This window comes from Roseivivax sp. THAF197b, from assembly GCF_009363255.1.
Taxonomy (GTDB): domain Bacteria; phylum Pseudomonadota; class Alphaproteobacteria; order Rhodobacterales; family Rhodobacteraceae; genus Roseivivax.
The window spans coordinates 2,408,905-2,435,351 of the sequence record NZ_CP045318.1; the positions used below are offsets into that span (position 1 = coordinate 2,408,905).

The window sequence follows — 26,447 nt, forward strand, 5'->3', positions numbered from 1 at the left end:
CCCGGATCACGGATGCCTGCCCGATGCCCAGCCTGAACGATATCCGCTCCACGTTTCTCAACTATTTCGAGAAGCAGGGGCACACGATTGTGCCCTCCTCGCCGCTCGTGCCGCGCAATGACCCGACGCTCATGTTCACCAATTCTGGCATGGTGCAGTTCAAGAACCTCTTCACCGGGGTCGAGCATCGCGACTACACCCGTGCGACGACCTCGCAGAAATGCGTCCGCGCCGGCGGCAAGCACAACGATCTGGACAATGTGGGCTATACCGCGCGGCACCACACCTTCTTCGAGATGCTCGGCAACTTCTCCTTCGGCGATTACTTCAAGACCGAGGCGATCCCCTTCGCCTACGAGCTGATCACCAAGGAATTCGGCATCGATCACAAGCGCCTGCTGGCCACGGTCTATCACACCGATGACGAGGCCTTCGAGATCTGGAAGAAGATGGGTATCCCCGAGGATCGCATCATCCGCATCGCGACCTCGGACAATTTCTGGCAGATGGGCCCCACGGGTCCCTGCGGCCCCTGCACCGAGATCTTCTACGATCACGGCGATCACATCTGGGGCGGCCCGCCGGGCAGCCCCGAGGAAGATGGCGACCGCTTCATCGAGATCTGGAACATCGTCTTCATGCAGAACGAGCAGTTCGAGGACGGCTCCATGCGCGCGCTCGACATGCAGTCGATCGATACCGGCATGGGGCTGGAACGGATCGGCGCGCTTCTGCAGGGCAAGCACGACAATTACGACACCGACCTGATGCGCGCGCTGATCGAGGCCTCGGCCAATGTCACCTCGACCGAACCGGATGGCCCCGGCAACGTGCACCACCGGGTGATCGCGGACCATCTGCGCTCCACCTCCTTCCTGGTCGCGGATGGGGTGATGCCCTCGAATGACGGACGCGGCTACGTGCTGCGCCGGATCATGCGCCGCGCCATGCGCCACGCGCATCTTCTGGGCGCGAAGGATCCCGTGATGCACCGTCTGGTCCCGGCCCTCGTGCAGAAGATGGGCGGTGCCTACCCCGAGCTGGGCCGTGCGCAGGCGCTGATCGAAGAGACGCTGAAACTCGAGGAGCAGCGCTTCCAGTCGACGCTGGATCGCGGCCTGAAGCTTCTCGATGACGAGTTGGCCAAGCTGCCCGAAGACGCCGCCCTGCCCGGCGAAGCGGCGTTCAAGCTTTACGACACCTACGGCTTCCCGCTGGACCTCACGCAGGATGCGCTGCGCGAAAAGGATCGCAAGGTCGACACCGACGGCTTCGATGTGGCCATGGCCGAACAGAAGGCCAAGGCCCGCGCTGCGTGGACCGGTTCCGGCGAGGCGGCCGATGCCGAGATCTGGTTCGACATCGCCGAAGCCAAGGGCACGACGGATTTCCTGGGCTACGATACCGAGCAAGCCGAGGGTCAGATCCTGGCGCTCGTACGTGATGGCGCCGAGGTGAAGACCGCCAGCAAGGGCGAGAGCGTGCAGATCGTGCTGAACCAGACGCCCTTCTATGCGGAAGCCGGCGGTCAGGTCGGCGATACCGGCCTGATCACGACCGAAGCCGGACAGGCGCGCGTGACCGACACTCGCAAGACCGCCGGTGTGTTCATCCATTTCGCCGAGATCACCGAAGGCGCGCTGGCCTCCGGAGAGGCTGCGAAGCTGGAGGTGGATCATGCACGGCGCGGCAATATCCGCGCGAACCATTCCGCGACGCACCTTCTGAACGAGGCGCTGCGCCGCGCGCTTGGCGATCACGTCGCACAGCGCGGATCGCTCAACGCGCCCGACCGTCTGCGGTTCGACTTCAGCCATGCCAAGGCGCTGACCGTCGATGAGATCGAGGCCGTGGAGCGTGAGGTGAACGATTACATCCGCCAGAACGCCCCCGTCGAGACCCGGATCATGACACCGGACGACGCTCGCGATCTGGGCGCACAGGCTCTCTTCGGCGAGAAATACGGCGACGAGGTCCGCGTCGTGTCGATGGGCCTCGATCCCGAGGCGCAGAAAGGCACGAATGGCGACACCTATTCGATCGAGCTTTGCGGCGGCACCCATGTGGGCCGCACGGGCGAGATTGGCCTGTTCACGCTTCTGGGCGACAGCGCATCCTCGGCGGGTGTCCGCCGCGTGGAAGCGCTGACCGGACAGGCCGCGCTCGATCACCTGCGGGCGCAGGACCAGATGGTGGCGCGCCTCGCGGGCGAGATGAAGACCTCGGCCGCCGACCTGCCCGACCGGCTGCGCGCCCTTCTCGACGAGCGGAAAGCGCTGCAGAACGAAGTGGCTCAATTGAAGCGCGAGATCGCCATGGGCGGCGGCGCCTCCTCTGGCGGCGGGGCCGAGCCGCGCGATGTGGGCGGTGTGCAATTCCTGAGCCAGGTCCTGTCCGGCGTGTCGGGCAAGGACCTGCGCCCGCTCATCGACGAGCACAAGAAGCGCCTCGGCTCGGGCGCGATCCTGCTTGTCGCCGATGCGGACGGCAAGGCCGCCGTGGCCGCAGGCGTGACCGACGATCTGACCGGCACGGTGTCGGCGGTGGACCTGGTGAAGGCCGCGGTCGAAGCGCTTGGCGGCAAGGGCGGCGGTGGACGTCCCGACATGGCCCAGGGCGGTGCCGCCTCGGCCGAGAATGCAGACCAGGCCATCAAGGCGGCGGAAGCCGTGATCGGAGGATAAGATGCCCGCACTCTGGATCGCCCATGTGCATGTGACGGATGCCGACGCCTACGGCCAATACGCCAAGCTGGCAGGCCCGGCCATCGCCGCCCATGGCGGTGAGTTCATGGCCCGCGGCGGCGCCTATATCGTGCTCGAAGGCAACAAGACCGCAGACGGTCAGGACCGCGAGCGCCATGTGGTGGCGCGTTTCCCGTCGCTCGAGGCGGCGGAGGCCTGCTACCGGTCGGACGCCTACCAGGAAGCGCTGAGCCACGCGAAGGGCGCCTCCGACCGCGACCTGATCCTTGTGGAATTGCCCGAAGCCTAGAGGATAGGGCCGCCAGCCTCGCGGCATCCGCGCGCCCGCCTCAAGGGGTTTCATGATCGAACAGGATCGTGCCTGACATGATCCCCTGCCGCCAAGCGCAGATATCGTCGCGCTGCTGCAGATGCCGCCAGGCAGCGCTTGCGAACCGGTCGGGCGCCATCATCACGATGAACGGATTTATCATGTCGCGCGGCACGTGCTTGTCCGCGCCCTCGGCGGCCATGATCGGCGCGCGATCTTCCGGCGTCAGACTTTCGATCTGGTAGCTGTAGGCCATGTATTCCGCCGTCGCCATGCAGCTCGGGAACGGGCATTCGACCTGATCGTAAAGCGCGTGGGTCAGTTCATGCACCACGACGCTGTCGAAAAACCGCTCGGGCGGCACATGGGCAAAGACGCTTTCATCGCGCAGCGCCTCCCCCATCGCATCGGGCGTCAGAAGCTCGATCCGCGCCTCGCCGCAATGGAACACGCCGAAACAGGACGGCTCGATCCGGTCCGTGACGGTGATGACCACCGGCCCGGACAGCGACAGATCGCAGGCTTCGTAGAGCGACAGCGCCGCATCCGCCGCATTGCAAATCCGGGCGGCCAGAGGGGGCGGCACGTCGACAGTTGCGACGACGCCATTGTCGCAACGCTGCGCCTCTGCTGCGGCGACGCTTGCACAGAGCAGCACAGGCATTCCAACGATGCGAAGACACGCCCCCATCGGACAAGCTTAGAGGCGGACGCGCCGAACGCAAAGCCCGGCGCATCCCGCGCGCATCAAGTCGCCGATCAGGACGTGCGCGACTGGCGCTTGCGCTCATGCGGATCGAGGAAGCGCTTGCGCAGACGCACGGCGTTCGGCGTCACCTCGACGAGTTCGTCATCGTTGATATAGGCGATGGCCTCTTCGAGGTTCAGGATCACGGGCGGGGTCAGACGCACCGCATCATCCGTACCCGACGCGCGCACGTTCGTGAGCTTCTTGCCCTTGAGCGGGTTCACCTCGAGGTCGTTCTCGCGGCTATGCTCGCCGATGATCATGCCCTCATAGACCTTGGCCTGCGCGCCGATGAACATCTTGCCGCGCTCCTCGAGGTTCCACAGCGCATAGGCCACTGCCTCGCCGTTCTCCATCGAGATCAGAACACCCGCGCGCCGACCCGGGATCGGGCCCTTGTGGGGCGTCCAGCCATGGAAGACGCGGTTCAGAACGCCGGTGCCACGCGTATCGGTCAGGAATTCGCCGTGATAGCCGATCAGGCCGCGCGAGGGCACATGCGCCACGATGCGGGTCTTGCCGGCCCCAGCGGGCTTCATCTCCACGAGCTCGCCCTTGCGCGCGCCGGTGAGCTTCTCGATCACCGCACCGGAATAATCGTCGTCGACGTCGATCGTGGCTTCCTCGACCGGCTCCTCGAGGCCGTTCTCGCCGTCGCGCATGATCACCTGCGGGCGCGAGATCGACAGCTCGAACCCTTCGCGGCGCATGTTCTCGATCAGAACGCCCATCTGCAATTCGCCGCGGCCAGACACCTCGAAGGCCTCGCCGCCGGGCGTGTCCTTGATCTTGATGGCGACGTTGGACTCGGCCTCTTTCATCAGGCGTTCGCGAATGACACGCGACTGCACCTTCTTGCCGTCGCGGCCCGCCAGCGGGCTGTCATTGATGCCGAAGGTCACGGTGATGGTCGGCGGATCGATGGGTTGCGCATCGAGCGGCTCGTCCACCGCAAGCGCGCAGATCGTGTCCGACACGGTGGCCTTCGACATGCCCGCGATGGAGACGATGTCGCCCGCGACCGCTTCCTCGATGTCCTGCTGGCCGAGACCCCGGAAGGCCTGGATCTTGGTGACGCGGAACTGCTCGATCTTCTGACCGACGCGGCTGAGCGCCTGCACCGTCGCACCGACCTTCAGCTTGCCCGTCTCCACCCGGCCCGTCAGGATCCGTCCCACGAAAGCATCGGCGCCGAGCGTGGTCGCCAGCATGCGGAAGTCCTCGTCCTGGCGCTTCTGCTGCTTGGGGCGCGGCACGTGGTTCACGATCAGCTGGAACAGCGCCGTGAGGTCCTTGCGCGGGCCATCAAGCTCCGCATCGGCCCAGCCGGACCGACCCGAGGCGTAGAGATGCGGGAAATCGAGCTGATCGTCATTGGCACCGAGGCTTGCGAAGAGATCGAACACCTCATCGAGCGCGCGGTCGGGCTCGGCGTCGGGCTTGTCGACCTTGTTCAGCACCACGATGGGACGCAGGCCGAGCGCCAGCGCCTTGGAGGTCACGAATTTCGTCTGCGGCATCGGACCTTCGGCGGCATCGACCAAGAGGACAACACCGTCCACCATCGACAGGATGCGCTCCACCTCGCCGCCGAAATCGGCGTGTCCGGGCGTGTCCACGATGTTGATGCGGCTGTCCTTCCACTCGACCGAGGTGGCCTTGGCGAGGATGGTGATGCCGCGTTCGCGTTCGAGGTCGTTGCTATCCATCGCCCGCTCGGCCACCTGCTGATTTTCGCGGAAAGCGCCGGATTGCTTGAGAAGCTCGTCCACCAGGGTTGTCTTGCCGTGGTCCACGTGAGCGATGATTGCGACGTTGCGCAGGTCCATGTCGGGTATCCAATATCTCGAGAGTTGCGCGCGACCTATAGCGGGGACCGGGAAAAGGCCAGCAGTTTTCGTTTGGGCGTGTCCGCGCGTGACTTTGGGACCGGAACCACGGCTGGCGCTCTCGTCGCAGCCGCGAGGGATTGCATGGCCGAAGTGCGGCAACTGTGATCAAGGCCACATGCTCCACGCTCGCGCGCCTGTTCTGGGGGATGGCGCTGCTACGTTGAAACGCAAGCGCTTTATCCCAGCCACGCCCCTCTACAGGTCGAACGCAAGCGCTGGTGTCACCAAAGCGCCAGCCCGCCGGGCCGGGCAGGCGCTCGAGCGCGGCGGCTGCAAGCAGCCTTGTTCCGCGCTCGGGGTAACTTCGCTCGGCTGGAGACAAGAAACCGTCACCCTCGGGCCTGTCCCGAGGATTCCCCCCAACACATGCCATGGCAAAAACCCCGTCCCCCCCCGACAAAGTAAAAAGGGGCGGCCCGAAGACCGCCCCTTCCCTGTGTCGCTCTGTCGGGCCCTATGGCCCGTAGACAATGTTGGGTAGCCATATCACCACTTGCGGGAACAGCATGCAGATCACCAGACCGACGATCTGAAGCGCCAGGAAGGGCAGTGCGGCCTTGAAGATGTCCGTCATCGGGATCTCCGGCGGTGCCACGCCCCGCAGGTAGAAGAGCGCGTAGCCGAAGGGCGGCGACAGGAAGCTCATCTGCATGTTCACAAGGTAAAGAACCCCGAACCACAGCACCAGATCGTTGGGATCGTCGAGCCCGAAGGCCGCAGCCCCCAGCGCCTTCACGATCGGCACGAAGATCGGCACGCAGAGCAGAAGGATGCCCACCCAGTCGAGGAACATGCCCAGGACCACCAGCAGCACCTGCATCAGGATCACGATGCCCCAGGGGCCAAGACCCGTCGCGGCCAGGCTGTCCTGCACGAATTGCTGACCGCCTTCGAGCACGTAGAGGCCCACGAAGATCGTCGCGCCGAACATGATCCAGATCACCATGGCCGAGGCCTTCAGCGTCGTCAGCGACGCCTCGCGCACCGTCTGCCAGTCAAGCTTGCGGTGAATGGCCGCCACGATGAAGGCGCCGAACGTGCCGATGCCCGCCGCTTCCACGGGCGTGGCCACGCCCGAGAAGATGACGCCCAGCACCAGCGCGATCAGCACGATGGGCGCGGACATGTTGCCCAGCAGCTTGATTTTCTCGGCCGTCGAGATGCGCTCCTCGACCGGGATCGGCGGGCCGACTTGCGGGTTGATGAAGCTGCGCACCAGCACGTAGACGATGTACATGCCCGACAGCAGAAGGCCCGGAATGACCGCGCCGATGAAGAGCTCACCCACCGATTGCTCGGCCACCACCGCGTAGATGATGGCGAGGATCGAGGGCGGGATCAGGATGCCCAGCGTGCCGCCTGCCATGATCGAACCCATGGCGATCTTCGGATCATAGCCGCGGTTGAGCATCGCCGGCAGCGCGATGATGCCCATGGTCACGACCGCAGCCCCGATCACGCCCACCATGGCCGCAAGGACCGTGGAGGCGAGGATCGTCGCGGCCGCGAGGCCACCCTTCACGCCGCCCAGGACCTTGTAGATCACGTCGAACATGTCGTTGATGATCCCCGCCCTTTCGAGCATCGCGGCCATGAATATGAAGAGTGGAATGGCCGAGAGCTGATAGTTCGTCATCAGCGGGAAGATACGTGACGGCACGATGTTGAGGGCGCGCTCGTCGCCCAGGATGAAGAGGAACACGCAAGCCAGGCCACCGGTGACGAAGGCCAAAGGCAGGCCCGCCATCAGAAGCACCAGAAGCGTGCCGAACATGATCAGGGTGAGCCACCCGATACCGATCTCAAGTCCCATGGATCAGGCCTCCCCCCGCATTGCGATCTGGATGTCTTTCATCAGCTTCGACACCCCCTGCAGAACGAGCAGCAATGCTCCGATCACCATCACCCATTTCATGGGCCACAAAGGCACCTCCCATTCGTTGAAGGAAATCTCGCCCCAGCGGATATTGCTGTCCGTCCATTGGGCCATGTTCCAGTTGGCCAGCATCTCGCCCGTGGGGATCTCCCCGCGCGCCCACTGGCTGATAAGTCCGTTGCCCGAGGGCACGGCGATTGCATCCATCGCGAAGATCCAGCTTGTGGCCAGAAGCGTGAAGGCGAAGATGAAGAAGAAGATCGAGGTCGCGATATCGACCCAGGCTTTCTTCTTCTTGGGCAGCGGCGCGTAGAAGATATCGACGCGCACATGCTGCTCGGTCAGCATCGCGTAGCTGCCCGCGATGAGGTATTGCATCCCGAACATCAGATACATCGCCTCATGCGCCCAGTTGGTGGGGCTGCCGAAGACGTAGCGCGAGATCACCTCGAAATAATAGACGAAGACGGCGATCACGGCCCAATAGGCGGTGAATTCGCCCGCGAACAGACACAGCCGGTCGATCCAGTTCTTGGCGAAGCGGCTGTCCTCCTCCATCACGCCGATGCCCGCCTCGCGCAGTTTGCGGTCGTTTTCGGTCTCGACCTCCACGGGCAGGTTCGCATTGGCGCGGCGCACCAGCATGGGCAGCAGAAGCGCGTCGATCGCCATCATCGCCAGCAGCAGATAAAGCGCATTGCGTCCGACCGTGTTGTCCCAGAAGACCCGGTTCGCGCGGGCTTCCTCCAGCGGGGCGGACAGCTCCGTAAGCGAGGCCTGGGCCTCATCGAGTCGTTCCTGCCCCTGCTCGATCGTGCGCTCGGCGCGCTCGACCCGGCGCTCTGCGGCGCGCTGCTGGAAGGATCCTTCCTCGGCCTCGGCCAAGTCAGTGCGCAGCCCGGCGATATCTTCGCGCGCCTGCGTGACCCGCTCCTCTTCGCGCTCGATCACGCGCTGTGCGACCCGTTCCTCGTTGGCGAGGTTCGAGACCACGGTGCGCGCGGTCTGCTGCTGTCCGTTGGCATAGAGAATGACGATGAAGACCGGGATGAAGAGAAATCCCAAAAGGTTCTTCAGATAGAACCGGTGCAGGCCGAGCATGCCACCCGTCACGAGGATCATGTAACCCAGTGCGACGGAATACTGCTTGTGAACGACCTTCGGGCGCTTGGCCAGCGCCATGGCGATCAGCGGGAAGACGATCAGCCCCACCCAATAGAGCCAATGCGGAAGCGTGAAGCTTATGCTGGGCATGTCCTGTCCCTTATTTCCTTATATGACATGAGCGACCGCCCGACACGATCCGTGCCGGGCGGCCTAGATTACCGGCGAGCGGTTTCAGATATCGAGCGACAGACCGTCGGTCAGCGCCGGATCCACGTAGCCCAGCGAGCCGGACATCATGTAGTCGAGCTGGATCTTGAAGACCCGCGCCGCATTCGGATCGCGGTTGGCGTAGTCGAACCAGATCGGCACGGCCACTTCGGTCATCAGTTCCACGTCGTCCTGGCTGAGGCGCGTGACCTCGGTGCCATCGGCCTCGAACTTGCCCCAGGCTTCCTGGTCGGCGGCCTGGATCGCGGCATGGTGCATGTCGGAGTAGACATGCGTCTCCATCTCGACGAATTGCTGCATCTGCGGCGAGAGCGCGTTCCACGCATCCATGCCCACGGTGATGTCCATGATGTCGACCGGCTGGTAGAGCGACATGAAGCCCGGAGGGCCCATGACGATGTAGTCGGTGACCTGGCTGAAGCCGAGCGCGTAGTTCACCGCGGGGCCCACGTAATCGGCCACGTCGATCGTGCCCTTCTCGAGCGCCGGGAAGATCTCGGAGCCCGGCAGAACCGTGGTCTCGGCCCCGATTTCGGTGAAGATTTCCGCGACCATGCCGCCCGGCAGGCGCATCTTGCGGCCCGCGAAGTCGTCGATGGAGCGGATCGGCACCTTCGAGTGAATGATGTTCGGGCCATGGTGGACGGGGCCCACGAACATCAGGCCCTGCTCGGCGTAGAGCTCGCGCGCGATGTCGATGCCGCCGAGGCCGTAATAGAACACGTCGAACTCGTGCGGGTTGCGCAGACCGAGCGGGATGGACGTCAGGAACGTCGCCGCCGGAATGATGCCCTGTCCGTAGATGGTGAAGGGGTTCACTGCGTCCAGAACGCCGTTCTTCACCGCGTCGTAAAGCTGGAAGTCGCCAACGACGTCATTTGCACCGAAGGCCTGGAAGGCCAGCTCGCCGCCCGACTTTTCCTGGATCGAGGCGCACCAATCCTTGAAGATCTGAAGGCCTGCGCCGCCCGGCCAGGACGTCTGGATCTTCCAGGTGGTGCCGTTGGCCTGAGCACCTGCGATATGGGGCGCTGCAAGCGTGGCCGCACCGGCACCGGCCAGTGTGCGTAGCGCATGGCGCCGCGTTGTGAGCTTTTTCATTGAGTCCTCCCTAGGTCACTCTTTCTTCTTGGAAAAAGCGCGCCCTGCCAACAGCTTGTTGCGTGTCATCCCCGATGATCGCCCTTCGCCGCACAGCAAATCGGACGCCTCCTCCTGGCGCGGAGGCTAGATTTCTGGGCGGTGAGGGCAAGCACTTTCGTCGCCGCAATGCGGCGTTACCGCTCACGTATCGTGGCGATCTGCGCGCCCGCCGCGCCAAGTGCACCCGCCTCTCCCATCTGGCGTGCGATGGTCAGATCACCGACCAGTTCCGCCTCCGCACGGGCGCGGGCGTCGGCATCGGGAAGGCGCAGGATGTAGGAGGGATGCCAGGTGATCAGAACCGGCGTGCCGTCCGTCAACGTCTCGATCCGGCCCCTGCGCCGGGTGAGGTGCCGCCCTTCGCCCGTCAGCGCCTCGGCAGCGGTGGCACCCATCGCGACGATCAGCTCGGGCCGCACGAGTTCGCGTTCGAGATCGAGCCACCAGCGACAGGCCTCGACCTCGCCCGCATCGGGACGCTGGTGGATGCGCCGTTTGCCGCGCGCCTGGAATTTGAAATGCTTGACCGCGTTGGTGATGAACGCCGCCTGGCGGTCGAGCCCTGCGGCCCCTGCGGCCCGGTCGAAGACCTGCCCCGCAGGTCCCACGAAGGGCTGACCACGGAGATCTTCCTGATCGCCGGGCTGTTCGCCCACGATCATCACCCGCGCCTCCCGCGGCCCCTGCCCCGGCACGGCCTGCGTCGCGTGATGACACAAATCGCAGCGCGTGCAGCCGCGCACCTCCTCGGCCAAGGTGGCGACCGGGCCTTCGGGCGCGGGCTTTGCCAGCACCCGCGCCGCATGATCGGAGAGCGCTCGTGCCCGGCGGTCAGGCTCCAGCACCGGCATCGTCTCGGCCATGGCGCGCACGCGGGCCTCGGCCCCTTCGATAAGGCCCGGGATCAGCTCCGCCTCGGGCAGGTTCTTCCAGTATTTCTTGGGCATCTCGGCGCACATCGCCTTCACCATTACCCGCGCGGGATTGAAGATCGACGCGTAATAGGTGCGCCACAGATCCTCGGTCGCGTCTTCGGGTGGGCGTTCGGGCGCCTCCGTTTCCTCGTACCGCAATTTGCCATCCTCGAACCGCGCGGTCAGGTCGGGTGTGGCGATCACCCAATCCATATCGCCGAAGCGTTTGGCAAAGAACGGCGCACCGCGTTCCAGGCAGGGATGCTCGGGCTCGAACCACGCGGCGAAGGCCCGGCGCGGCCCCTGCGCCTCCACCTCGCGGAAGCGCACGAAGGCGTGCATCTTGTGCACGTCGCGCCCGATGGCCTTGCCCTGCGCCAGCAGTTTCGCGACATCCGCATCGCTGCGGTCACCCCATTGCACCGCGCCTGCGCTGAGCCGCAGTACCGTGCGATAGGCTCTTGCGAAGCGTTCGGGATCGGTGTGGTAGAGCGCGCTTTCGATCCCGTCGATGGCGATTTTCGACAGGCGGATGTCCCGCGCCGTGCCCTCGGCCACGACCGGCGCGCCCGCGAAGAGATCCGGCGCCTGCCCGCCGCGCCGCCACAGCACCGCCTCGGGCGGGATACCGGCACGGGCAAGCCTGCGCGCCTCGGCCCGCCAGGCCGCGACCGTGCCGATCCGGGGCAGCACCACCTCGTACATCAGAAAAGCGAGAGTTGCTCGGCAGGCGCCGCGAACCGGGCGCGCAGGTGTTCTTCTTCCAGAAGACCGCGTGGCGCCCAGCCGGGGGCCGTGATGAAGGCCTTCGCGCGTTTCACGATGGCGCCCATGGCCGCCAGATGCTCATAGCGCACCAGCCCCCTGCGCCGCGCGGCCAACAGCCGGTTCACCGTTTTCGTGCCAAAGCCCGGCACCCGCAGCAGCGCCTCGCGCGGGGCGCGGTTGATATCGACGGGAAAATGTTCGCGGTGCGCCACTGCCCAAGCGGTCTTGGGGTCGAGATCGAGGTCGAGCATCCCCGACGCGCCGCCGATCTCCTCAACCTGGAAATCGTAGAAGCGCAGCAGCCAATCGGCTTGATACAGGCGATGTTCGCGCATGAGCGGCGCGGGCTTGATCGGCAGCGCTTTCGCCGGGTCCGGGATGGGCGAGAAGGCGGAATAATAGACGCGGGACAGACCGTAGCTCGCGTAAAGGTCCGAGCTTTGCGTCAGGATCGTACGGTCATTGGCCTGATCGGCGCCCACGATCACCTGCGTCGACTGGCCTGCGGGCGCGAACTTCGCGGGCCGCTTGCCGCGCCAGCTGCGCCCCGTGCGGCTTTCCTCGCGCTTCACGCGCACATCGGCCATGCTCTGCTTGATGTTGCGGGCATCCTTTTCGGGTGCCAGCGATTTCAGGCTCCGCTCCGTCGGCATCTCGATATTGATGGACAGCCGGTCGGCCCACTTGCCCGCCTCGTCGATCAGTTCCTGACTGGCCGAGGGGATGGTCTTGAGGTGGATATAGCCGCGAAAGCCTTCCTCCTCTCGCAACTTGCGGGCGATGCGGACCATGTCGGCCATGGTGTCGTCGGGCGAACGGATGATGCCCGAGGACAGGAACAGCCCCTCGATGTAATTGCGACGATAGAATTCGACCGTCAGATGCACCACCTCCTCAACCGAGAAGCGCGCGCGTTCCACGCGAGAGGAGGCGCGGTTGATGCAATAGGCGCATTCGTAAGTGCAGAAATTGGTCATCAGGATCTTCAGAAGACTGATGCAGCGCCCGTCCGGCGCATAGGCGTGGCAGATGCCTGACCCGCCCGAGGAGCCGAGGCCCTTGCCATCGCGCGAGTCGCGCCGTTCACCCCCGGACGAAGCGCAGGAGGCGTCGTATTTCGCCGCGTCGGACAGAATCGCGAGCTTGTCTGAGAGAGTACGCTTGACCATGCGTTCATGGTATGTTCGCACGTGGGGTCCGGCAAGTGGAAAGGCTGCGGCAGGGGGTCGCGTTTGCGGATTTGGGCTATGGTCCGGAACCACATGCCGTGACCACAAAGCCCATCGGTTGGTGCGCCTGCTCGCGGGATGGCGCTGCAACGGCCGAACGCAGGCGCTTTATGCCTGCAACGCCCCTCCACAGAACGAGCGACTGCGCCAACGTAACCAGAGCGCCAGCCCACCCGAGCGGGCAGGCGCTTGGCGCGGCGGCTGCAAGCAGCCTTGATTCCGCGCCTGGGGCGCTTTGCAAACCCGTCTTAAGCACACCAAACGTTTCTGGAGCCCGACGAAAAGGAAAAGGCCCCGAACAAAGTTCGAGGCCTCTCCCTATTCCGTTACGCCGCCTTGCGTCGGCGCGGACGGTGCTTCTTCGGCGCGCTACCCTGCGCCTTGGGAGCGCCCTGCGGTTTGCCGCCGCGACCCCGGTTGCCACCGCCGCGATTGCCGCCGCCACCGCGACGCCCGCCGCCCGGCTTGGGACGCGGTTCGGCCTTCGGGCGGGTGCCGAAGCCCACCGGGATCTCGGTCTTCATGACCTTCTCGATCTGCTCCAGCAGTTCCACCTCGTCCGCGGCGCAGAAGGCAATCGCCTCGCCCTCGCGTCCGGCACGCGCGGTGCGTCCGATCCGGTGCACGTAGTTGTCCGCGACATCCGGCAGCTCGTAGTTGATGACGTAGGCCACACCTGGGATGTCGATGCCGCGCGCGGCCACATCGGTCGCCACGAGGATGGTGATCGTGCCGTCGCGGAAGGCCTTGATCGCGCGGTCGCGCTGGCCCTGGCTCTTGTTGCCGTGGATCGAGGCGGCGTTGAAGCCATCCGCCACGAGACCCTTCATCAGCTTCTCGGCGCCGTGCTTCGTGCGCGCGAAGACGAGCGTCAGCGCGTCGGGGTCCTGCGACAGGATCTCGCGCAGACGGCCGGGCTTTGCGCCCTTCTCGACGTAATGCACCGACTGGGTGATCTTGTCGGCGGCCTTGCCCGGAGGGGAGACCTGCACGCGGCGCGGATTGGTCAGGTAGGCGCCCGACAGCTCCTCCATCTGCTTCGGCATCGTGGCCGAGAACAGCATGGTCTGACGCGGCGTGCCGAGCTTGGGTGCGATCTTCCGCAGCGCATGGATGAAGCCCATGTCGAGCATTTGGTCCGCCTCATCCAGCACCAGATGGCGCACGGAGGAGAGATCCACCGCGCGGCGATCCATCAGGTCGATGAGCCGTCCGGGCGTCGCCACCAGAATGTCCGTGCCCCTCGACAGGGTGGAGATCTGGCGGTTGATGGACTGCCCGCCCACCACGGTCGCGACCTTGATGCGGGTCTCGCGCGTCAGGCTGCGCAGGCTGTCGGCGATCTGGTTCACCAGTTCGCGCGTGGGTGCCAAGATCAGCGCCTTGGCTTGCTTGGGCTCGGGCTTGCCGGGGGCTGCCAGCAGATGGTCGATGAGCGGCAGGCCGAAGGCCAGCGTCTTACCGGTGCCGGTCTGGGCGAGGCCCAGGATGTCATGGCCTTCCAGGGCCAGCGGAATGGCCTTGTTCTGGATCGGCGTGGGTTGGGTCAGTTTGTTGTTCAGAAGGGCGGTGTTGAGGGCCGGCGCGAGGCCGAGCATGTCAAAGTCGAACAAAAGATATCCTTTAAGCCGCAAGGCCCGACACCCGTGTTGCGGGGCAGACCATGCTTGATCATGGCCGCGGGGTGCGGCGCACGTGGGGTCAAGCGCGGCCTCTCAAGGCGCGGGCGTTTCCCGCGGCTCTGGCCGTCGCATCAGGAACCCTGCGTGATGGGGAACTGGGAATGTCATATCGCCGGGTGCGCTTGGATCGTCTGGGATGACGTCAGGCGCGGCTAGCTCACGCGGCAGCGCGGCGATGGAGGACACATGGCGCCTGCCCGGCCCGAAGTCAAGCGGTGCGCGGACATGGCTCCTCAACCGGGCATATCCGCCACGGCATCGCGCGCGCGCAGGCTGGCGCGGCGGGTCGTGATCTGACGACGCAGGAACGCCATCACGAAGAGCGCGGTCAGGATCAGCACGATGGTCGGCGCAGGCGCGCTGTCAATAAAGAAGCTCAGATAGGTGCCAAGGCTCATCGCCCCCATGCAGATTGCCACGGACACCCAAAGCATCGCGCGGAAGGTCCGCACCAGCAGGAAGGCGATGGCGCCGGGCGCGATCAGCAGCCCGATGGAGAGGATCAGCCCTGCCGCCGACAGGGTCGCCACGATGGTCAGCGAAATCGCCGCCAGAAGCCCGTAATGCAGCCATGTCACGGGCAGACCCGCCGCATGGGCCTGCGCGGGATCGAAGGCGTGCAGCATCAGGTCCCGCCAGCGCAGGAGCAGACCTGCTGCCACCACGATCGCGATGACGAGCGCGGTCCAAAGCTCAGCGGGCGCAATGCCCAGCATGTTGCCGAAAAGGATATGGTCGAGATGGGCATTGGTCTCGATCGAGACATACATGACGATGCCAATGCCGAACATGCCCGAGAAGACCACGCCCATCACCGTGTCCTGCTTCACCCGGGAATTGCCCGCGAGGTAGCCCGTGGCCACCGCACAAGTCATGCCCGCCGCGAAGGCTCCGATCAGCAGAGGGATGCCCAGGATATAGGCCAGCACGATGCCCGGCAGGACCGCGTGACTGACCGCATCGCCCATCAGCGCCCAGCCCTTGGTGACAAGAAAGCAGGACAGAAGCGCTGCGGGCACCGACACGATCAGGCAGATCAGAAAGGCGTTCTGCATGAAGGGCAGCTGGAACGGCAAAAGGAGAGCGTCGAGAGTCATGCCGCGCGCTCCCCGGACAAGGCCTCGGCGGCGCGGCGGCGCGATGCGAGCCGTCCGTATTTTGGCGCGAAGGCGAAGGCCGCGAGGAAAATCAGCGTCTGCAGCGTGACGATCACGCCGCCCGTCGCCCCGTCGAGGAAGTAGCTGAGATAAGCGCCCGCGAAGCTCGTGCCCGCCCCGATGGCCACCGAGGTGACGATCAGCCGTTCGAACCGGTCGCAGAGCAGGTACGCCGTGGCCCCGGGCGTCACCACCATGGCGATGACCAGGAAGGCGCCCACGGTCTGCATCGCGGCGACGACGCTGGCCGACAAAAGGATGAAGAACAACGCCTTCAGCAGATCGGGCCTGAGCCCGATGGCGCGGGCATGGGTCTCGTCGAAGAAGGTCACCATGAGATCGCGCCATTTCAGCGTCAGGATGGTCAGCGACACCACCCCGATGATCGCCAGTTGCAATGTATCCTCGGGCGTGATCGCCAGAATATTGCCCATGGTGATGGTCTGCACCGACACGGAGACGGGGCTCACCGAGACCATGAAGAGGCCGAGGCCGAAGAATGAGGTGAAGATCATGCCGATGATCACGTCGGGCTTCAGGCCCGAGCGTTCCGACAGGAACAACATCGCCCCCGCCGCCAGCCCGCCCGACAGGAACGCGCCCAGCGCAAAGGGCAGACCAAGCATGTAGGCGCCCGCCACGCCCGGCACGACCGAATGGGACAGCGCGTCGCCGATGAGCGACCAGCCCTTGAGCATCAGGTAGGCCGACAGGAAGGCACAGACGCCGCCCACCAGCGCCGACACCCAGATCGCGTTGGTCATGTAGCCATAGGTGAAGGGCTCGAAGAGCATCTGGGTCACCCGGCCGCCTCGAGCCCCAGCGTGACCTGCCTGAGCACCCCGCCAAAGGCGTCTTCCAGCTTCTCACGGGTGAAGGTCGTCTCGGTCGGACCGGCAGCGAGCACGGTGCCCTTGATCAGCACGGTCCGGTCGCAGAAATCGGGCACCGTGCCGAGGTTATGCGTCGAGACCAGCATCACCCGACCCTCGGCGCGCAATTCGCGCAGAAGCTCGATGATCCGTTCCTCGGTTTTCACGTCGACCCCGGTGAAGGGCTCGTCGAGCAGGATCACCTGCCCCTCCTGCGCCAGCGCGCGCGCGAGAAAGACGCGCTTGCGTTGCCCGCCCGACAACTCGCCGATCTGGCGGTGGCGGTACTCGGTCATGTCGACGCGGGCGAGCGCGGCATCCACGGCTGCGCGGTCGGCAGCCCGTGCGCGGCGCAGAAAGCCCATATGCCCGTAACGGCCCATCATCACGACGTCTTCGACGAGGATGGGAAAATCCCAGTCCACCTCCTCGGCCTGCGGCACGTAAGCCACGAGATTGCGCTTCAACGCGTCTGCCACAGGGCGACCCATCAGAGCGATATCGCCCCGTGCCACGGGCACGAAGCCCATCAGCGCCTTGAAGAGCGTCGATTTGCCCGCGCCATTCACCCCGAGGATCGCCGTGATCGACCCGCGCGGCACCTCGAAGGAGGCATCCCAGAGCGCCGTGTGGCCGTTGCGATAGGTCACGGTCACGTCGCGCACGGAAATGCCCGCCTCGGCCTGCTCGGCCTTTGGCTGTTCAGCCGCTACGTACTGCGCATGGGGCCGCGCATGCTCCGCCGGAACGGAACGGGCCGTATCGGGCGTGTCGTGTTTCATGGCGCTTTCGATCCCTCGTATCCTTCCGGGGTGATGTCAGGCCCGCGTCATCCGCGCGCCCCTAGTTGGTGGCCGATTGGGTCAAGCCGTCCGCAACGGTGGTCGCCGTGACCCGCAAGAGGTCCAGATAGGTCGGCACCGGCCCATCCCCAGCGCTGAGGCTGTCGACATAGAGCACGCCGCCGAATGCCGCGCCGGTCTCGCGCGCGACCTGCTCGGCGGGCGCGGTGCTGACGGTGCTTTCGCAGAACACCACGGGGATGTCGTTCTCACGCACCCCGTCGATCACGGCGCGCACTTGCTGCGGTGTGCCCACCTGATCGGCGTTCATCGGCCAGAGATACAGCTCCTGCATTCCGAAATCCCGCGCGAGATAGCTGAACGCGCCCTCGCAGGTCACAAGCCAACGCTGATCTTCGGGAATGGTTTCGACCCGCGCGCGCAAGGGCTCGATCGCGGCGCGGATCTCGTCCTTGTAGGCCTCGGCATTGGCGGCGTAGATTTCCGCGTTGTCCGGATCCTCTTCGGCGAAGGCGGCGGCGATATTATCGATATAGATCAGCGCGTTATCGAGCCCCATCCAGGCATGCGGGTTGGCCTTGCCCTCGTAGGAGCCGCTGGAGATCGAAATGGGATCGATCCCTTCCGACAGGGTCACCGAGGGGACATCACGCAGGTTCGCGAGGAACTGCTCGAACCACAGCTCCAGGTTCAGGCCGTTCCACAGCACGAGATCGGCATCGAGCGCGCGCACGATATCCTGCGGCGTGGGCTCATACCCGTGAATTTCCGCGCCGGGCTTGGTGACGGACACGACCTCGGCGGCATCCCCCGCCACGTTCGCCGCCATGTCCGCGAGCACCGTAAAGGTCGTGACAACCTTCATCTTGTCCTCTGCTGCGGCAGGCGTGGCGCCCCAGCTCGCGGCAAGAGCGGTCAGGATAACGGCCGGAACGGTCGGTCGGCGGAACATGCGGATCTCCTCTGTCGGTAGGTTGGTCGATGGATTGCTTGGTTTCTCGATATGCATTTAGGAATGATTTGCAACTGTCAAGCCAGTTGCGAGTGATTTGCAACAAAGCCCTTGATGAACGCCTGCGCTTTGTGCATTCAGACGCCATGAGCGACAGCGATGCATTGGCCGACAAATTCACCCAGGCGCTGCGGGAGTCCGGCATCCGGATCACCCGCCAGCGGGCGGCGCTTGTCGACATCATCGCGCAATCGGACGATCATCCCGACGCGGTGGAATTGCACCGCCGCGCCACGGACACGGTGCCGGGCATCTCGCTTTCGACGGTCTACCGCACCCTTTCCGCGCTGGAGGAGCATGGCGTCATCCAGCGGCTGCAATTCGAAGGCGACACCGCCCGGTTCGAGCATGCCGATCTCGACCATCACGATCACATGATCGACGTCGACAGCGGCGAGGTGGTGGAATTCCAATCCGCGGAAATCGAGGCGCTACAGGAATCTCTGGCGGCCTCCATGGGCTACGAGATCGTGCATCACCGGATGGAGCTTTACGTCCGCAAGGCACGCAAGAAACGCGGCGGTTGAGGCGCGCGCGGAGCAGCCCTCGCCCGCGTCATTTGCGCAAGATCAACCGCTCACCGGCGCATCGCGCTAGCATGATGCCCGTTTCATCGGGTGTTGCGATGTCCCTGTCCTCGTTCCTCCGACTTGTCCGCGCGCGGGCCGCACCCGGCGCGCATCGGCGCGTGCCGCGCGGCACTGCGCCCGGCTCCGCGGGCATCGTGGCCGATGTCATGACCCGTGAGCCCGTTTGCATCGCGCCCGAGACGACCCTCGCCGAGGCCCTCGAAGGGCTGATGGTCGCACGCGGCATCGGCCTCCTGCCCGTGGTCGAGAACGGCGTGCTTCTGGGACGGCTCGACCGGCGCGCCATCTCCGCCATCGACCGCGAGCATTGGGTCAGCACCCGCGCTAACGATATCTTTGTCGATCTGGCCCGCGATCATGTCCTGTCGGATGCGCTGCCGCTTGGCGATGTCTTCGCGCTGATCTCGAAGACCGGTCAGCACAAGTTCCTTGTCGCCGAAGACGCTCATCTTGTCGGTGTCCTCACCCTGAGCGATCTGACGGAGTATTTGTCAGCGCCGTGAGCCTGCGGTCTAATCCCCTTCGGCACGAGACATGACCCTGGCCCGAAAGGAGCGCCGCCTTGCCTGATCCCGCCGACAGCGAAATCCTGAGCGCGATCCTCGATGCGGCGGTCGATGCGATGGTGGTGGCTGACGCGAAGGGCACCATCCTGCGGGCCAATCGCGCGACCCATGATCTGTTCGGCCATGATCCCGATGCGCTGATCGGTGCGAATGTGCGCGTCCTGATGCCCGAGGATCATGCCCGCGCCCATGACGAATACATGACCGCCTATCGCGACACCGGCATCGCCCGCATTGTCGGGATCGGGCGCGACCTGACGGGCCGCCGGGCGGATGCCAGCACCTTTCCGCTGCATCTTTCCGTTGGCGAGGCAAAGGTGGGTGCCGAGCCGGTCTTCGTGGCGATCCTGCACGATCTGAGCCAGCGCCGCGCGGGCGAGACGGCGCTCGCGCGCAGCATGCGGCTCGATGCGGTGGGGCAGATGACCGGCGGGATCACACATGACTTCAACAACCTGCTGACCGTCATCATCGGCAACCTGGAACTGGCCGAGGCCACGACGGACGCGCCCGACACGCGGCGGTATCTCGCTCGCGCGATGGAGGCGGCGGAGACCGGGGCGGGCCTGACCTCGCGCCTGATGATCTTCGCGCGCAAGGGCAGCCTGAAGCCCGAGGCCGTGGATTTGGGCAATATCTGCCGCAAGACCGTGGCGCTTCTGGAACGCACCCTTGGCGAGGCTTACGAGATCGCGGCCCAATGCCCCGAAGGCTTGCCGCGCGTGCACGTCGATCCCGTTCAGCTGGAATCAGCCATCGTCAACATCGCCGTGAATGCCCGCGATGCCATGCCGGAGGGTGGGCGCATCCTGTTCCAGGTCAGCGAGATCGAGATCGACGACACCTACATGGCGCAGGAAACGCATGTGGCGCCCGGTCACTATCTGCGCCTTCTGGTCAGCGACAATGGATCGGGCATGTCGGAAGAAGCCCAGGCCCGCGCCTTCGAGCCGTTCTTCACCACCAAGGCGCCCGGTCAGGGCACGGGTCTCGGCCTTGCGATGGTGCACGGCTTCGTGCGGCAATCGGGCGGGCATATCACCCTTTACAGCGAATTGGGCCACGGCACCGCCATCGGGGTCTACCTGCCCGCCCTGCCCCGCGATGCAGACGAGGCCGGATCGGGCCCCAATGAGGCGGGCCCGGACGCCCTGCCCCGCGGGAACGGAGAACGCATCCTCGTGGTCGAAGACAGCGCGCATGTGCGCCAGATCACCGCCGACCGGCTGCTTGCGCTTGGCTACGCCGTCGAGGTCGCGGAGAGCGGCGATGCGGCTTGGCGCATGCTGGAGGGCGGACTCGACGTGGCGGTTGTCCTGTCGGACGTGATCATGCCCGGCGCGCTGAACGGCTTCGATCTGGCCCGGCGCATCGACGAGCGCTTCCCGTCGATCGGCGTGATCCTGACCTCGGGCTATGCCAGCGACGCGGTCTCGGACCGCCTGCCCGGCGCGCCCGATGCCGACCTTCTACATAAGCCCTATCATCAAGGCGTGCTGGCGCGCCGACTGTCCGAGCTGTTGCGCCGATCCTCCGACTGAGGGCGCGTGATCTCGGCCGCGAAAGTGTAGCCCACGCCGCGCACGGTCTTGATGATCTGCGGATCGGCGGGATCGCGTTCGATCTTCTTTCGCAGCCGCGCCACTTGGTTGTCGATGGTCCGGTCAAGCGGGCTCCAGCCCGTGCCGCTGGTCAGGTCCATCAGCCGGTCGCGAGACAGCACCCGGCCCGCATTCTGCAAAAAGACGGTCAGAAGCCGGAAATCGCCGCTGGTCAGATCCGAGCGGGTGCCGTCGCGGTCGATCAGCTCGAACCGGTCGGGGATGGCCACCAAGCCGTCGAAGCGAAAGGCGGAAGGCCCCTCTGCGGCCAGCCCCGGCGCGGCCTGCGCGGTGTCATCCTCATGCCCGACAGCGCCCTCCGCCTGAGCGGCCCGCCGCAGAACGCTGCGCACCCGCGCCAGGACCTCGCGGACATGGAACGGCTTGGTGATGTAATCGTCCGCACCCAGCTCCAGCCCCACGACGCGGTCGACCACGTCGTCGCGCCCCGTCACCATCACGATCGGCACATCGCGGCGCTTGCGGATCTCGCGGGCGACATCCAGCCCGTCCTTGGCCCCGAGTTGCAGATCGAGCGAGACGAGGCTGACCGCTTCGTGCTCAAGCAGGTCGAGCGCTGCTGCGCCATCCTTGGCCTCGATCACCCGGAACCCCCCGCCTTCGAACACGTCCCGCAACAGGGCGCGCACGCCCGCATCGTCGTCCACGACAAGAATGCTTTGCGGTGTCATGGCAGGAATTTAACGCCTCCCTCGCGCTCGGGCCAGCATTGATCGCGCCCGTGCACCCTGCCGCCGATACCCGCGATACATTTCGCTACAAAACGATACATCTGCGGGTGCAATTCCATGACACCGGCTTGTCAAAGTGCCCCGTCTTGCAGCCTTGGGGGACGAAACAGATGTATGTCACGAATGCAGGCCAGGCCTTCGACACGAGTGAATTTGCACAATGGTCCGAGCGGGCGCCCGCCCTGCCGGAAACCCGGCTCGAGGCCGGCACCCACCTCTTTCGCGAAGGTGATCCGGTCGAACGGATCTACAAGGTCGTCACCGGAGTGGTCTCGCTCAATCGGCTCTTGGAAGACGGACGCCGCCAGATCATCGCCTTCGGGCTGCCCGGCGATCTGGTGGGATTTCCGAGCAACGGGCGCCACCATACCGATTGCGAAGCATTGTCGCTCGTGCGCCTGCAGCCCTTCCGGCTGTCGCAGATCGATTGCAGGACCGGGGATCGGGAACTGCGCGGCCGCTTCATGGAGGCCGCCCTGCGCGAGATCGCGGCGATGCAGGACCACTTCATGATGCTGGGCCGCAAATCCGCAGCAGAACGGGTGGCCTCGTTCCTCCTCGCGCTGGAGGCCCGCACCGGTCAGGATCGCGACGGCAGGCGGCAGGTCGACCTGCCCATGAGCCGCGCCGATATCGCGGATTTCCTGGGCCTGACGACGGAGACCGTGAGCCGCGTGCTTAGCCAGCTGCGCAAAAGCCGGGTGATCGCGCTCGACGGGATACACCGCGTCGTTTTCCTGCGCGGGGAAGCGCTGCGGGCGCTGGCCACAGGCAATTGCGGATAGCGCGGCCCGCGGCCCTTCGGGCATACTTGACCCCGATCAAGGCGTTTCGCTGCGGCATTGCTATCAAGGACATCCGGATCTTCCGGCTTCCCCTCGGGAGACGGAGACCATGATGCGCGCGCCCTGATGGCCGCCCCCCGGAGGACATGCCGATGAAAACGCTGCTGTGCTGCCTGATGAACCATGAGAGCGCCGATGCGATCCTCTCCTGTGCTGTGCCACTTGCGCGCAGGCACAATGCGCATCTGATCGGCCTGCACACGATCGAGGCGCTTCTGGTCTATCCCGGCATCGCCATGCATGTGCCCGACGCGACCTTCGCGGCCTTCAATGCCAGCCAGTCCGAGGAGGCCGACAAGATCGAGGCCGTCTTCGCCAAGCACACGGACGGAGAGCCGTTCACCGCGGAATGGCGCTGCCTGCGCACGGAATCCACCTCCGCGGCGGACCGGATGATCGAAAGCGCTCATGCCGCCGATCTCGTCGTCATGCCGAAGGAGGATCACGCCATCGACCGGGGTGACCAGGTCCATGCCCAGACCCGGGTGATCCGCGAAAGCGGGCGGCCCGTGCTGATCGTACCGCCCGATTACGACGGCCCGGAGGTGGGCCGGTCGATCGTGCTGGGCTGGAGCGATACGCGCGAAGCGGCCCGCGCGGCCCATGACCTCGTGGCACTGGCCGAGAAGGACGCGGAGGTCTGCATCCTGCGCGTCGATGGCCACCGCGACGCCCTGCATGACCATGACGCGGTCGACCTCGCGGCGGCAATGGCGCGGCAGGGGCTGACGGCCAAGACCGCACATCGTCACGGTCACGGCGCGGATATCGCCCGCGTGCTTCTCGACCATGCAAGCGAGATCGGCGCCGACCTGGTCGCAACCGGGGCCTACGGGCATTCCCGGACCTATGACTTTGTCATCGGCGCCGTGACCCACACGCTTCTGCGCGATGCCGAGATGCCGGTGATGTTCAGCGCCTGAGCGCTCCGGCCGCGCAGTTCGGTTTGCCGCTCCGTGCGCCGGATCGATCCATCCAAGCCGGAGGGCCCCGCCTGTGCCAAAGACTGGCCCGCGCCGCCATCCCCTTGCATCATCGCGCTTGACTTCCCGCCCCTTCTGCTGGGCAAGATCGCGCCCGAACGAAAGACGGGGACAGGATAGGATTGGCCGAAGAAAGGGCATCCGCTGCGCGCCACGCGGTGCCCTGTCCAACCCGAACCATCCTTCAGCCGCACGACCGACGACCCTCCTGACCCCGTCCCGAGATACCCGCGAAAGGACCAGACCATGCGCCCAGCGATCACCTATCTCTTCGTGCCGGGGGACCGGCCCGACCGGTTTGCCAAGGCGCAGGCCTCCGGTGCGGATCGGGTGATCCTCGATCTCGAAGACGCGGTCCGTCCGGACCAGAAGGCGGCAGCGCGGGACGCGATCCTTGCCGCCGATCTCGACTGGTCGCGGGTGGCGGTACGGATCAACGATGCCGCGACGCCCTTTTTCGCCGATGACCTTACCTTCCTCGCGTCGCTGAAGGCGGCTGCCGTGATGATCCCGAAGGCCGAACATCCCGATGTCTTGGCTCGTGTGGCCGAGGCGCTGGGGCGCGCGGCGGAGCTTCTGCCGCAGGTCGAAACTGTGGCGGGGCTCGAGGCTGTGGGCGATATCCTCTCGCATCCGATGGCAAGGCGCGCGGTCTTCGGGCATCTCGACTTCTCGCTTGATCTCGGCGCCGCGCCGGAATGGGAGCCGCTGCTTTACGCCCGCTCGCGACTTGTGGCCCTGTCGCGTCTCGCCGGGGCGGAGCCGCCCGTCGAAAGCATCACCGCCGAGGTGAAGGATGCAGGCAAGGTCCGCGCCGATGCCGAGGCGGCGCGCAACCTGGGCTTCGGCGCCAAGCTTCTGATCCATCCCGCGCAGGTGGCCCCCGTCCGCGAGGCCTTCCTGCCCGACGCGGCCCAGATCGATTGGGCCCAGCGCGTGATCGCGGCGGTGGCCGATGGTGCCGCCGGCGCTAGCACCATCGACGGCAAGATGATCGACAAACCCGTGGAGGAGGCCGCGCGCCGCATCCTGGCTGCCGCTGATCTGCCCACCGAATAGCGCGCCCGAAAGCGCCAATCGCGTTGTGGCCGCTCGCAAAACCGGCAATCTTGCGTCCATAGACGTGACCCGCTGCAAGGAACTCCCGCCATGCCCGTCATCCGCGAAGACGACCTCATCGCCTCCATCGCCGAAGCGCTGCAATATATCTCCTACTTTCACCCGCAGGATTTCGTGCGCGCCATGTCGGCCGCCTGGGAGCGCGAGGAAAATCCCGGCGCCAAGCAGGCCATGGCGCAGATCCTCGTCAATTCGCGCATGTGCGCGCTGGGGCGTCGGCCGATCTGCCAGGATACCGGGGCCGCGAACATCCACGTCAAATACGGCGTGGAGGCGCAGACCAATTTCAAACGCTCCCTGCAGGAGATCTGCGACGAGGGCACGCGGCAGGGCTATCTGCGCGACGAGAACCCGCTGCGCGCCTCGGTCGTGGTAGACCCGTTAGGGGAGCGCAAGAATTCCGGTGACAACACGCCCTGCATGCTGACCGTGGAAATGGTGCCCGGCGACCGGATCGAGGTGGAGGTCGCGGCCAAGGGCGGCGGGTCGGAGAACAAGTCGAAATTCACCACGCTGAACCCGTCGGGTTCGGTCGCCGACTGGGTGGTGAGCACGGTCGAGACGCTGGGCGCGGGCTGGTGCCCGCCCGGCATCCTGGGCATCGGCGTGGGAGGGAATGCCGACAAGTCCATGGCGCTCGCCAAGGCCGCGCTGTCCGAGCCCATCGACATGGCAGATTTGCTGCGCCGCGGCCCCGCCAACAAGACCGAGGAGCTGCGCGTGGAGATCTACGAACGGGTCAACGCGCTTGGCATCGGCGCGCAGGGTTTGGGCGGCGTCACCACCGTGCTCGACGTGAAGGTGAAATCCTTCCCGACCCACGCAGCCTCGCTGCCGGTGGGTCTGATCCCCAATTGCGCGGCCACACGGCATGTGCATTTCACGCTCGACGGCTCGGGCCCTGCCGCCTTCACGCCGCCCGACATCAATGACTGGCCGGAAATTCTGCTCGATCAGGCCAGCGCCCATGCCACGCGGATCGACCTCGACAACCTCACCGACGAGGTCGTGGGTTCGCTCACGCCCGGCCAGACGCTGCTCGTGTCGGGCACGCTCTATACGGGCCGCGACGCCGCGCATAAGCGGATGATCGACATGCTGGATCGCGGCGAACCGCTGCCTGTCGATCTCAAGGGCCGCGCGATCTATTACGTGGGCCCCGTGGACGCGGTGGGCGACGAGGCGATCGGCCCTGCGGGCCCTACCACGTCCACCCGGATGGACAAGTTCACCGACCGCATCCTGGGCGAGACGGGGCTCAAGGTCATGATCGGCAAAGCCGAACGGGGCCCCGCGGCGCTTGAGGCCATCGCAAAGCACAAGGCGGCCTACCTGATCGCGGTGGGCGGCGCGGCTTATCTGGTGTCGAAAGCCATCAAGGAAGCGAAACCCGTGGCCTTCCAGGACCTCGGGATGGAGGCGATCTACGAGCTGCGGGTCGAGGACATGCCCGTCACCGTCGCTGTCGATACGAGCGGCAACTCGATCCACAAGACAGGACCTGCCGCCTGGCGCCGCACGCCCGAACCGGCCTGAGGTGACGAC

Annotated in this window: 22 protein-coding genes; 9 read left to right on the plus strand and 13 right to left on the minus strand. The window is 65.6% G+C overall.

Annotated elements, in window-relative coordinates:
- The first annotated feature begins 23 nt into the window (after positions 1-23).
- Entirely contained in the window at positions 24-2,684 is a 2,661-nt protein-coding gene (alaS, locus tag FIV09_RS11735; protein WP_152450122.1) for an alanine--tRNA ligase, read from the plus strand.
- 1 nt (position 2,685) lies between these two features.
- Positions 2,686-2,994, plus strand: coding sequence for a DUF1330 domain-containing protein (locus FIV09_RS11740; protein ID WP_152450123.1), 309 nt, complete (start codon positions 2,686-2,688; stop codon positions 2,992-2,994).
- Between the two features lie 40 nt (positions 2,995-3,034).
- On the opposite strand, the gene FIV09_RS11745 is transcribed toward FIV09_RS11740, so the two are convergent.
- From FIV09_RS11745 to FIV09_RS11800, 12 genes are all read right to left on the minus strand, one after another.
- Positions 3,035-3,679, minus strand: a complete 645-nt coding sequence (locus tag FIV09_RS11745; protein WP_152450124.1) for a DUF6639 family protein — start codon at positions 3,677-3,679, stop codon at positions 3,035-3,037.
- A 95-nt stretch (positions 3,680-3,774) separates the two neighbouring features.
- Positions 3,775-5,592 carry a translational GTPase TypA gene (gene typA, locus FIV09_RS11750; protein ID WP_152450125.1) on the minus strand — a complete coding sequence of 606 codons (1,818 nt, stop codon included), beginning with the start codon at positions 5,590-5,592 and terminating at the stop codon, positions 3,775-3,777.
- Positions 5,593-6,109: 517 nt separating this feature from the next.
- A complete protein-coding gene (locus tag FIV09_RS11755) occupies positions 6,110-7,468 on the minus strand; it encodes a TRAP transporter large permease subunit (RefSeq protein WP_152450126.1) in 1,359 nt (452 codons plus the stop codon).
- 3 nt (positions 7,469-7,471) lie between these two features.
- The gene (locus FIV09_RS11760) at positions 7,472-8,785 is read right to left on the minus strand and encodes a TRAP transporter small permease subunit (RefSeq protein ID WP_152450127.1); all 1,314 of its coding nucleotides are present in this window, start codon (positions 8,783-8,785) and stop codon (positions 7,472-7,474) included.
- Between the two features lie 84 nt (positions 8,786-8,869).
- Positions 8,870-9,967, minus strand: coding sequence for a TRAP transporter substrate-binding protein DctP (gene dctP / locus FIV09_RS11765; protein ID WP_152450128.1), 1,098 nt, complete (start codon positions 9,965-9,967; stop codon positions 8,870-8,872).
- 176 nt (positions 9,968-10,143) lie between these two features.
- A complete protein-coding gene (locus FIV09_RS11770) occupies positions 10,144-11,628 on the minus strand; it encodes a UdgX family uracil-DNA binding protein (protein WP_152450129.1) in 1,485 nt (494 codons plus the stop codon).
- The gene (locus tag FIV09_RS11775) at positions 11,628-12,860 is read right to left on the minus strand and encodes a putative DNA modification/repair radical SAM protein (protein ID WP_152450130.1); all 1,233 of its coding nucleotides are present in this window, start codon (positions 12,858-12,860) and stop codon (positions 11,628-11,630) included. The genes FIV09_RS11770 and FIV09_RS11775 overlap by 1 nt, the downstream gene beginning before the upstream one ends.
- Before the next feature lie 386 nt (positions 12,861-13,246).
- A complete protein-coding gene (locus tag FIV09_RS11780) occupies positions 13,247-14,533 on the minus strand; it encodes a DEAD/DEAH box helicase (RefSeq protein WP_152450131.1) in 1,287 nt (428 codons plus the stop codon).
- A gap of 302 nt (positions 14,534-14,835) precedes the next feature.
- Positions 14,836-15,699, minus strand: coding sequence for a metal ABC transporter permease (locus FIV09_RS11785; RefSeq protein WP_152450132.1), 864 nt, complete (start codon positions 15,697-15,699; stop codon positions 14,836-14,838).
- Positions 15,696-16,553: a metal ABC transporter permease gene (locus FIV09_RS11790; RefSeq protein WP_152452557.1), complete on the minus strand. Its 858-nt coding sequence runs from the start codon at positions 16,551-16,553 to the stop codon at positions 15,696-15,698. The genes FIV09_RS11785 and FIV09_RS11790 overlap by 4 nt, the downstream gene beginning before the upstream one ends.
- 5 nt (positions 16,554-16,558) lie before the next feature.
- On the minus strand, positions 16,559-17,413 hold the full coding sequence (locus FIV09_RS11795; RefSeq protein WP_152450133.1) for a manganese/iron ABC transporter ATP-binding protein: 855 nt from the start codon (positions 17,411-17,413) through the stop codon (positions 16,559-16,561).
- 61 nt (positions 17,414-17,474) lie between these two features.
- Positions 17,475-18,386: a metal ABC transporter substrate-binding protein gene (locus FIV09_RS11800; RefSeq protein WP_152450134.1), complete on the minus strand. Its 912-nt coding sequence runs from the start codon at positions 18,384-18,386 to the stop codon at positions 17,475-17,477.
- 146 nt (positions 18,387-18,532) lie between these two features.
- On the opposite strand from FIV09_RS11800, the gene FIV09_RS11805 reads away from it, so the two are divergent.
- From FIV09_RS11805 to FIV09_RS11815, 3 genes are all read left to right on the plus strand, one after another.
- On the plus strand, positions 18,533-18,973 hold the full coding sequence (locus tag FIV09_RS11805; RefSeq protein ID WP_152450135.1) for a Fur family transcriptional regulator: 441 nt from the start codon (positions 18,533-18,535) through the stop codon (positions 18,971-18,973).
- A gap of 98 nt (positions 18,974-19,071) precedes the next feature.
- Positions 19,072-19,539 (plus strand): CBS domain-containing protein, encoded by a 468-nt coding sequence (locus FIV09_RS11810; protein WP_216646957.1) that lies wholly within the window; start codon positions 19,072-19,074, stop codon positions 19,537-19,539.
- A gap of 59 nt (positions 19,540-19,598) precedes the next feature.
- Positions 19,599-21,143: a PAS domain S-box protein gene (locus FIV09_RS11815; protein WP_254702214.1), complete on the plus strand. Its 1,545-nt coding sequence runs from the start codon at positions 19,599-19,601 to the stop codon at positions 21,141-21,143.
- Here FIV09_RS11815 and FIV09_RS11820 read toward each other — a convergent pair.
- A complete protein-coding gene (locus FIV09_RS11820) occupies positions 21,089-21,895 on the minus strand; it encodes a response regulator (protein ID WP_152450137.1) in 807 nt (268 codons plus the stop codon). The genes FIV09_RS11815 and FIV09_RS11820 overlap by 55 nt on opposite strands.
- 170 nt (positions 21,896-22,065) lie before the next feature.
- On the opposite strand from FIV09_RS11820, the gene FIV09_RS11825 reads away from it, so the two are divergent.
- From FIV09_RS11825 to FIV09_RS11840, 4 genes are all read left to right on the plus strand, one after another.
- Positions 22,066-22,740: a helix-turn-helix domain-containing protein gene (locus tag FIV09_RS11825; RefSeq protein ID WP_152450138.1), complete on the plus strand. Its 675-nt coding sequence runs from the start codon at positions 22,066-22,068 to the stop codon at positions 22,738-22,740.
- Positions 22,741-22,892: 152 nt separating this feature from the next.
- Positions 22,893-23,723 carry a universal stress protein gene (locus tag FIV09_RS11830; RefSeq protein ID WP_172975696.1) on the plus strand — a complete coding sequence of 277 codons (831 nt, stop codon included), beginning with the start codon at positions 22,893-22,895 and terminating at the stop codon, positions 23,721-23,723.
- A 306-nt stretch (positions 23,724-24,029) separates the two neighbouring features.
- On the plus strand, positions 24,030-24,842 hold the full coding sequence (locus FIV09_RS11835) for a CoA ester lyase (RefSeq protein ID WP_152450140.1): 813 nt from the start codon (positions 24,030-24,032) through the stop codon (positions 24,840-24,842).
- A gap of 90 nt (positions 24,843-24,932) precedes the next feature.
- Complete coding sequence (locus tag FIV09_RS11840) at positions 24,933-26,438, plus strand: fumarate hydratase (RefSeq protein ID WP_152450141.1); 1,506 nt, start codon at positions 24,933-24,935, stop codon at positions 26,436-26,438.
- Positions 26,439-26,447 lie beyond the last annotated feature (9 nt).

Excerpts from the sequence above, each read along its gene's own strand:
- FIV09_RS11830 (WP_172975696.1), top strand. The coding sequence starts at position 22,893 with ATGAAAACGCTGCTGTGCTGCCTGATGAACCATGAGAGCGCCGATGCG.
- FIV09_RS11790 (WP_152452557.1), bottom strand. The coding sequence starts at position 16,553 with ATGCTCTTCGAGCCCTTCACCTATGGCTACATGACCAACGCGATCTGG.
- alaS (WP_152450122.1), top strand. The coding sequence starts at position 24 with ATGCCCAGCCTGAACGATATCCGCTCCACGTTTCTCAACTATTTCGAG.
- FIV09_RS11745 (WP_152450124.1), bottom strand. The coding sequence starts at position 3,679 with ATGCCTGTGCTGCTCTGTGCAAGCGTCGCCGCAGCAGAGGCGCAGCGT.
- dctP (WP_152450128.1), bottom strand. The coding sequence starts at position 9,967 with ATGAAAAAGCTCACAACGCGGCGCCATGCGCTACGCACACTGGCCGGT.
- FIV09_RS11820 (WP_152450137.1), bottom strand. The coding sequence starts at position 21,895 with ATGACACCGCAAAGCATTCTTGTCGTGGACGACGATGCGGGCGTGCGC.
- FIV09_RS11805 (WP_152450135.1), top strand. The coding sequence starts at position 18,533 with ATGAGCGACAGCGATGCATTGGCCGACAAATTCACCCAGGCGCTGCGG.
- FIV09_RS11835 (WP_152450140.1), top strand. The coding sequence starts at position 24,030 with ATGCGCCCAGCGATCACCTATCTCTTCGTGCCGGGGGACCGGCCCGAC.
- typA (WP_152450125.1), bottom strand. The coding sequence starts at position 5,592 with ATGGACCTGCGCAACGTCGCAATCATCGCTCACGTGGACCACGGCAAG.
- FIV09_RS11810 (WP_216646957.1), top strand. The coding sequence starts at position 19,072 with ATGTCCCTGTCCTCGTTCCTCCGACTTGTCCGCGCGCGGGCCGCACCC.
- FIV09_RS11840 (WP_152450141.1), top strand. The coding sequence starts at position 24,933 with ATGCCCGTCATCCGCGAAGACGACCTCATCGCCTCCATCGCCGAAGCG.
- FIV09_RS11755 (WP_152450126.1), bottom strand. The coding sequence starts at position 7,468 with ATGGGACTTGAGATCGGTATCGGGTGGCTCACCCTGATCATGTTCGGC.
- FIV09_RS11740 (WP_152450123.1), top strand. The coding sequence starts at position 2,686 with ATGCCCGCACTCTGGATCGCCCATGTGCATGTGACGGATGCCGACGCC.
- FIV09_RS11800 (WP_152450134.1), bottom strand. The coding sequence starts at position 18,386 with ATGTTCCGCCGACCGACCGTTCCGGCCGTTATCCTGACCGCTCTTGCC.
- FIV09_RS11785 (WP_152450132.1), bottom strand. The coding sequence starts at position 15,699 with ATGACTCTCGACGCTCTCCTTTTGCCGTTCCAGCTGCCCTTCATGCAG.
- FIV09_RS11795 (WP_152450133.1), bottom strand. The coding sequence starts at position 17,413 with ATGAAACACGACACGCCCGATACGGCCCGTTCCGTTCCGGCGGAGCAT.
- FIV09_RS11760 (WP_152450127.1), bottom strand. The coding sequence starts at position 8,785 with ATGCCCAGCATAAGCTTCACGCTTCCGCATTGGCTCTATTGGGTGGGG.
- FIV09_RS11825 (WP_152450138.1), top strand. The coding sequence starts at position 22,066 with ATGTATGTCACGAATGCAGGCCAGGCCTTCGACACGAGTGAATTTGCA.
- FIV09_RS11775 (WP_152450130.1), bottom strand. The coding sequence starts at position 12,860 with ATGGTCAAGCGTACTCTCTCAGACAAGCTCGCGATTCTGTCCGACGCG.
- FIV09_RS11770 (WP_152450129.1), bottom strand. The coding sequence starts at position 11,628 with ATGTACGAGGTGGTGCTGCCCCGGATCGGCACGGTCGCGGCCTGGCGG.